This window comes from Cellvibrio sp., from assembly GCF_053579595.1.
In genome coordinates this window covers 2,689-9,072 of the sequence record NZ_JBRFPI010000175.1, presented here as the reverse complement: position 1 = coordinate 9,072, position 6,384 = coordinate 2,689, and the positions used below count along the sequence as shown (strand labels likewise).

General features: G+C 44.7%; 9 protein-coding genes. 6 read left to right on the top strand and 3 right to left on the bottom strand.

What is annotated here, in order from left to right; translation table 11 throughout:
- The coding region (locus ACWA6V_RS11985; protein WP_449522705.1) for a DUF6701 domain-containing protein at positions 1-1,595 on the top strand (1,595 nt) is incomplete at its 5' end.
- A 19-nt stretch (positions 1,596-1,614) separates the two neighbouring features.
- Positions 1,615-2,025: a DUF2721 domain-containing protein gene (locus ACWA6V_RS11980; RefSeq protein ID WP_310072245.1), complete on the top strand. Its 411-nt coding sequence runs from the start codon at positions 1,615-1,617 to the stop codon at positions 2,023-2,025.
- A 72-nt stretch (positions 2,026-2,097) separates the two neighbouring features.
- Here the strand turns inward: ACWA6V_RS11980 and ACWA6V_RS11975 are convergent, their stop codons facing one another.
- Entirely contained in the window at positions 2,098-2,631 is a 534-nt protein-coding gene (locus ACWA6V_RS11975) for a glycine cleavage system protein R (RefSeq protein ID WP_449522704.1), read from the bottom strand.
- A gap of 133 nt (positions 2,632-2,764) precedes the next feature.
- Here ACWA6V_RS11975 and ACWA6V_RS11970 point away from each other — a divergent pair, with 133 nt between their 5' ends.
- Positions 2,765-2,992: a YheU family protein gene (locus ACWA6V_RS11970; RefSeq protein ID WP_449522703.1), complete on the top strand. Its 228-nt coding sequence runs from the start codon at positions 2,765-2,767 to the stop codon at positions 2,990-2,992.
- A gap of 43 nt (positions 2,993-3,035) precedes the next feature.
- A complete protein-coding gene (gene rlmM / locus ACWA6V_RS11965) occupies positions 3,036-4,088 on the top strand; it encodes a 23S rRNA (cytidine(2498)-2'-O)-methyltransferase RlmM (RefSeq protein WP_449522702.1) in 1,053 nt (350 codons plus the stop codon).
- Between the two features lie 21 nt (positions 4,089-4,109).
- Here rlmM and ACWA6V_RS11960 read toward each other — a convergent pair whose 3' ends face one another.
- Entirely contained in the window at positions 4,110-4,484 is a 375-nt protein-coding gene (locus ACWA6V_RS11960; RefSeq protein WP_449522701.1) for a hypothetical protein, read from the bottom strand.
- A gap of 135 nt (positions 4,485-4,619) precedes the next feature.
- On the opposite strand from ACWA6V_RS11960, the gene tusA reads away from it, so the two are divergent.
- Positions 4,620-4,853 carry a sulfurtransferase TusA gene (tusA, locus tag ACWA6V_RS11955; RefSeq protein ID WP_449522700.1) on the top strand — a complete coding sequence of 78 codons (234 nt, stop codon included), beginning with the start codon at positions 4,620-4,622 and terminating at the stop codon, positions 4,851-4,853.
- A gap of 98 nt (positions 4,854-4,951) precedes the next feature.
- Here the strand turns inward: tusA and ACWA6V_RS11950 are convergent, their stop codons facing one another.
- Complete coding sequence (locus tag ACWA6V_RS11950) at positions 4,952-5,653, bottom strand: hypothetical protein (RefSeq protein WP_331350869.1); 702 nt, start codon at positions 5,651-5,653, stop codon at positions 4,952-4,954.
- 210 nt (positions 5,654-5,863) lie between these two features.
- On the opposite strand from ACWA6V_RS11950, the gene ACWA6V_RS11945 reads away from it, so the two are divergent.
- Positions 5,864-6,384, top strand: a 521-nt coding sequence (locus ACWA6V_RS11945) for an NAD(P)-dependent oxidoreductase (protein WP_449522699.1), incomplete at its 3' end; no start/stop codon positions are given.

Genomic DNA, 6,384 nt, shown 5'->3' with positions numbered 1-6,384 from the left:
CTGCAGTTACCTACAACAATGTGAATTTGACGTTCAATGCGAATGGCGAAGCGCCCATGACAATTAATTATTCTGATGTTGGTCAGGTTACATTGCATGGTCGATTAAAAATTGACGCATCTGGAAATAATCCGGAGTTAACAATATCAGCAAGTAGCAACCCATTTGTGGTTAAACCTTACACATTAGCTGTATCAGCGGTTGCCCAGGCGGCATCGCCATTTAAATCTAATCCAGCGGGTACCAGTAATCCCGCGCTAGGTTTTATTCCTGCGGGGGAAAAATTTACGGTGAATGTGCAATCACGTAATGCAGTAGGAGCAATTACACCGAATTTTGGGAATGAAATAACCACTTCAGAACGCAATAAAATTCAATTGAATATGGGATGCCCAGAGCGGGATGATGTCAGTGATCCGGCGTGTGCCGTCAGAAAACCAGACTACCCTACTGGTGGTGTTTCTGGTGAACTTATTATTGGTGATGATCTTAATGGCGATAATATTGTTGATGTCCCTTTTCCTTTTGGCGCACTGTCCGCAGGTGCAACAATTCCAAGGATATGGAATGAAGTGGGGAGTTTCAGATTAGAGCCCAGCCTCTCAGGTACGGGTTACTTGGGACAGGGCAATGTGAGTGTGATTTCTCCGAGTGGAATTGTGGGGCGTTTTTATCCCAATCATTTTGTATTAACAAACTCTACGCTTACTAATAGTTGTGGTGCATTTTCCTATATGCAACAACCGTTAAGTTTGAGTTATTCAATAGAGGCAAGGGGAGTTGGAAATAATAAACTGGCTAATTACATACCGGCGTATGGCACGATGCCTACTATTAATTATGTAGCAGAAAACGCAAATTCGGGAGTTAACTTGCCACGCTTCACTGCTGGTGCTGCTCTTACTTGGTCTGCGGGTGAATTATTACTTAATTCAGCTGCAGCAAGTTTTAATCGCCTTTTACCTAATCAAATTCCCGATGGTCCATTTGAGAATTTACAAATTGGTTTGCAATTGAGCGATACGTTCGATTCTCGTAGTTTGCAGGGGTTGAATATGAATGCATCTACTACGGGGGTATGCAGTGGGTTAGGTTGTACGGCAATTAATTTGGGTTCTATGTTAAATATGCGGTATGGTCGCTTACGGCTGGATGGTGCATTTGGTCCGGAAACAGCGATTCTCCCTGTTAATTTTGCTACAGAATTTTGGACGGGTAGTTTTTTTGCACCAAATATGAATGACAGTTGCACAACAATTTTACGCAGTGTGATTACGTATCCTTCAGGAAATATTTTAACTCCTGCGAATTTAACCGTAGGATTATCAGGGGGAAGCACTACCGGTGCCTACGGTCAAATGACGGCTACTGAAGTTGCCTTCGCCAACGGAACGGCCACTCACTCTTTCGGTGCGCCAACTGGAGGTGGTACAGGAAGCTTTAATGTCAATGTTGATCTTACGAGCTATCCTTGGCTGAGGTTTGATTGGAATCAGGATGGTAGCTTTTCTGATTCAGCACTGCCCCCTGCGCGTTATACCTTTGGCAGCTATCGCGGCCACGACCGCGTAATTTACTGGCGTGAAAGATTTTAATCGAAATGGCAATGTATTTATGGAAATGACCATCACTACTCCAAGTTTATTATTTCCTGCAATTTCATTATTGATGCTGGCCTATACAAATCGTTTTGTGACTCTCGCGAATGTGATCCGCCAGTTAAGCAATTTGGAAAATGCACCTAGTCGCGATATTGTAATTCGCCAAATTGAAAATTTGCGTATCCGTATGACGGTAATCCGGTTGATGCAGGCGTTTGGGGTATTGTCGTTTGTGTTCTGTACGTTGTCGATGTTTTCGCTGTTGCTGTCTTTTCTTTCGGCGGGAATGTATTTGTTCGCTGTTAGTCTGATTTTGTTGGTGATCTCATTGTTGTTTTCATTTTACGAGGTCAATATTTCCACTACGGCAATCAACATTGAATTGGAAAAATTTGATGAGGAGCTGAAAAAGCGAAAGCACTGATGGATAACAATGGTAAGAATGCAATGAATAGGGGCCACAAGTGTGGCCCTTATTATTAGTGGTGGCGCATATCTAACTATTGCGCTCGGTTGATGACTCTAATCGGATATCTACCGCCAGCTCATCGGCAATCTTATCCAGGTAGTCGTAGAGCTCATTCATATCTACCGACTTGGGGACTTCAATGATTCCCGTTGCCTCAAATAGAGGCTCTCCCGACCATGGCATGCTTGAACACGCCGTTTCCAGCTCGCCCATGTTAATATGGCGGGCGGCAAAAGCTTGGGCGATTTCCCGCCCAATGCCGGGTCTGTCATTGCCTACAACGCTGAAGCTGAACTCGCGGCAGTCCGGTGTTGTAGCATTAACCGCGTTTTCAATGACGATCTTAAAGCCCTTATCAGCTAATCCACCCAAGGCTGTACGTAATTCGTTCTGGTGGGTATCCGCCACCGCGATCTGAAGGATTCCAGCAAATTTACCTGCGAGTTGCGCCATGCGGCTTTCCAGCCAGTTGCCATGGTGCTCGCTGATGGTTTGGGCGAGTTGTTCAACGACACCGGGGCGATCATCGCAGAGGACAGTTAAAACCAATTGTGTATTCACGGTGATTCCTTATTGTTTGGATGGAACAGTTAAAGAGGATTGATAAGTGAAGAGTACTCCGCTTGCCGCGGTTGAACAAGTCAGCTGGTGTATCAACGGGGTCGCCTCACAAAACTGATAGAAAGAGACATAAATGATTATTCCTTATGAACAATTATCGAGCGATGCATTACAAGGATTAATTGAAGAATTTATTACACGTGAGGGAACCGATTATGGCATTGAAGAGATATCACTCAGTACTAAAGTTGAACAAATTAAACAGCAATTAAAGCGTCGCGATATTGTAGTGGTGTTTGATACCGCTACGGAAACGGTGAGTATTTTGTCGCGCCGTGATGCTGAACTTATGGAGCAATAGGGCTTCGTTATATTTGAACGCGTATTCGCGTAACGGGAAAATTGTGAATCATTTATTTTTACATTGTCGTGCGGGTTTTGAAAAAGAATGTGCGGCAGAAATTACAGACTTGGCTGGTGAGTTGGGTATCTATGGTTACAGTAAAACCAAAGATGGTAGTGCCTACGTGGTATTTATTACCCATGAGCCGACTGGAGCAGATTTAATCACCAAGCAGCTGCGCTTTACTAAACTGATTTTTGCGCGTCAGTGGTTTGTAAGTGCAGGTTTGATTGATGATTTGCCAGTGGTTGATCGAGTTACCCCTCTGCTTGCTGCCGCAGAAGCATTGCCGCGGACTAGTGAGTTAGTGATTGAGACGGTCGATACGAATGAGGGTAAAGAACTTTCCGGTTTAAGTAAAAAATTTACGGCGCCGTTTGAGAAAGCATTAAAGGCCAACAAGTTATTTCAGCCCAGTAGCCACATGCGTTTGCATCTGGTTTTTATCTCCGGTACACAGGCTTATCTAGGCTTCATTCCTGCGTACAACTCATCACCCTGGCCAATGGGTATCGCACGTTTGCGCTTACCTAAGGAGGCGCCTAGCCGTGCAACCTTAAAATTGGAAGAGGCTTGGCATCACTTTATTCCTGCTGAAGATTGGGATGCGCGTCTTGCCTCAGGCATGCGTGCTGTTGACTTGGGGGCGGCACCGGGTGGTTGGACTTGGCAGCTGGTGCAGCGCGGTATGTATGTAGAGGCGGTTGATAATGGTCCGATGGATAAAAATTTATTAGAGACAGGGCAGGTCTTGCATATTTTAACGGATGGCTTTTTGTACGAGCCGAAAAAACCAGTGCATTGGTTGGTGTGCGATATTGTTGATAAACCTGCGCGCGTGACGAGTATGGTAATCAGTTGGTTCACGAAGGCGAATTGTCGTGAAGCAGTATTTAATTTGAAATTACCTATGAAACAGCGCTATCTTGAAGTGAAAAAATGTGAAGAGCGTATTCGTACTGGATTGGAAAAAGTGGGTTTTAAAGTTGAAATCCAATTCAAGCAACTGTATCACGATAGAGAAGAGGTAACTGGTCATTTGCGCGTTTCTTAAGCGCGCAGTAATTCTCCGAAATTAATGGTATGACGTGCGATCGTTTTGGTCTGCCGCAGTATGTGCAAGCACCCATTCTGTGAGTTGTACCCAGTCTTCAATCAAGGTGCGCATCAGTGTCATATGGCTTGGAGGTAAATCATTTTGTTTGAGTGCTTCTTCGCCAATTTCTGTTAATACAGAAACAATTTTTCCAATGGTGTGGGCTTTTAACGAAGCCAATACTTCGGAGTTAAGTAGCATTTCACCTGTGTAGGCAGACTGTAAATCTTCGTACGATACAGTGGCAGTATTATCGATAGTTTGTTTTACTGCATGTGCCAGCAATGGATGATTGGTTCGCAAAAGACGAAACGTTAGCTCCAACGCTTGGCGACTAAAAAAATCGGTGGGCATATAATCGCTTATAGATATCCGAGACATCGAACCAGGTTCCTCGGTAGTTAACTCTTTTCCTGAATGTTTTTCCGTTGACCTAATGATAGCAATCGCTTGGCTATTTGCCGAAAAGTTTATAGACGATTTAAAACTATGAATTACACAATTGATAAAAGTTTGGATGCTTCAGGTTTGCTTTGCCCTGAGCCGGTGATGATGTTGCACAAAGTAATGCGTGAAGCTGCAACGGGTAATGTTGTTGAGGTGATTGCAACCGATCCATCTACGCTGCGCGATATTCCCAAATTTTGTTTATTTCTTGGTCACGATTTGATCGAGCAAAAAGAAACGGAAAACCAGTATTTTTTTTATATTCGTAAAAACTAAAAATTGTTTTTTACGGATTTTTAGTTATATCTTCCAGGACACAAAAAGAATAACGCCGCAATAGCGGCGTTATTGACAAAGGTGCAGGAAAGTGAAAACTACTGTATTCCATCAACCAGCATGGAAATTGCCGCCATAGCTTCAGGATCTTCTGCTTTAATTTTGTTGGCAATCTGGTGTTGGAAGAAGTAGCGGAAAGATTCGCTGGCTTGAGCTTCATACAAAGAATCATCACCCGGCAACACCGGTGTGCTAACTACTTTGGCTGGATCGCTGATCATGGCGTAAACACTGCCATCAAAATGCAGGCTCCAACTCACGACTTCTACCAATGATAAACGCTTGCTATCCGGCACGGCCAATACGGCATGCGTACCGATAGTATCGGGTAGTTCCTGGATTACATCATCACCACTGTCGCACTGAACTTCGTAATACTCCGCTGCGGTTTCCAGCTCAATGATCTTGTGCATGGGCGCCTCGAAGAAAAGCTCGTCAATGCCCGGATCATAATATCCTTCCCAATGGCCATTTAAGGGGTCACACAGGTCAGGGCATGGAACTATGTCATTGAGCCATGGCACCAAGCCGACAACTTCGCCATTAGCGCGCAGGCCCCAGCAAAGGATTTTAAGGCTGTAGAGTTTTTCGGAGCTGGTATCGTTGGAGTAGAGCATTTCCAATCCGTCCAATTCAGGAGCCAGACGGATAAAACGCTCATCGTGAAGGGCCGAATAGGTTTTCCTGGTGAAGAGATCAACCACATTATCCATGTTGTGGCCAGTGTCCGAGATCTTCATAATACCACCCCCTAAAGTGAGGCAGAGCCTGATTTGAAAATCAGGTGCCGAACGATGGTTTTAACGTCACCATCACTATATAAAGTATATGCTAAATCCCCAAAGCACAACTGCTATGGGCAACTTTTTTATTCCATGGGTTTATCTGGCGCTCGGTTTTGCCCCAGATTGAGTCTATAGAAGCCATTTTTCGAATCTAAGCGAGCTGTTATGAGAATAGTTGCGGATGAAAACATCCCGCTGGTGAATGCTTTTTTGGGTCATCTGGGTGAAGTGGTTTGTTTACCGGGGCGCACTATGACGGCAGCTGATGTTCGCGATGCAGATGCCTTGATTGTGCGCTCAGTGACTAAAGTAAACTCTGCGCTGCTTGATGGGAGCAAGGTTAAATTTGTGGGAACCTGCACTATTGGCGTAGATCATTTGGATCAGTCCTATTTGGATGCAAACGGGATTTGCTGGTCGAGCGCCCCCGGCTGCAATGCCAATTCAGTGGTTGAGTTTGTTTATGCAGCGCTTTGCCATCTCGATATCAATTGGCTACCGGTAAAATTCGGCATTATCGGTTGTGGCAATGTGGGCGGTTTGCTCTGTAGGCGGCTAAAAGCGCAAGGCGTTGATGTGCGCTGCTATGACCCCAACCTGACACTTGCACAAAATCCTGATCTCACTACCCTTGAAGACGTACTGGCCTGTGATGTAATCAGTATGCATACACCTTTAGTTACTAC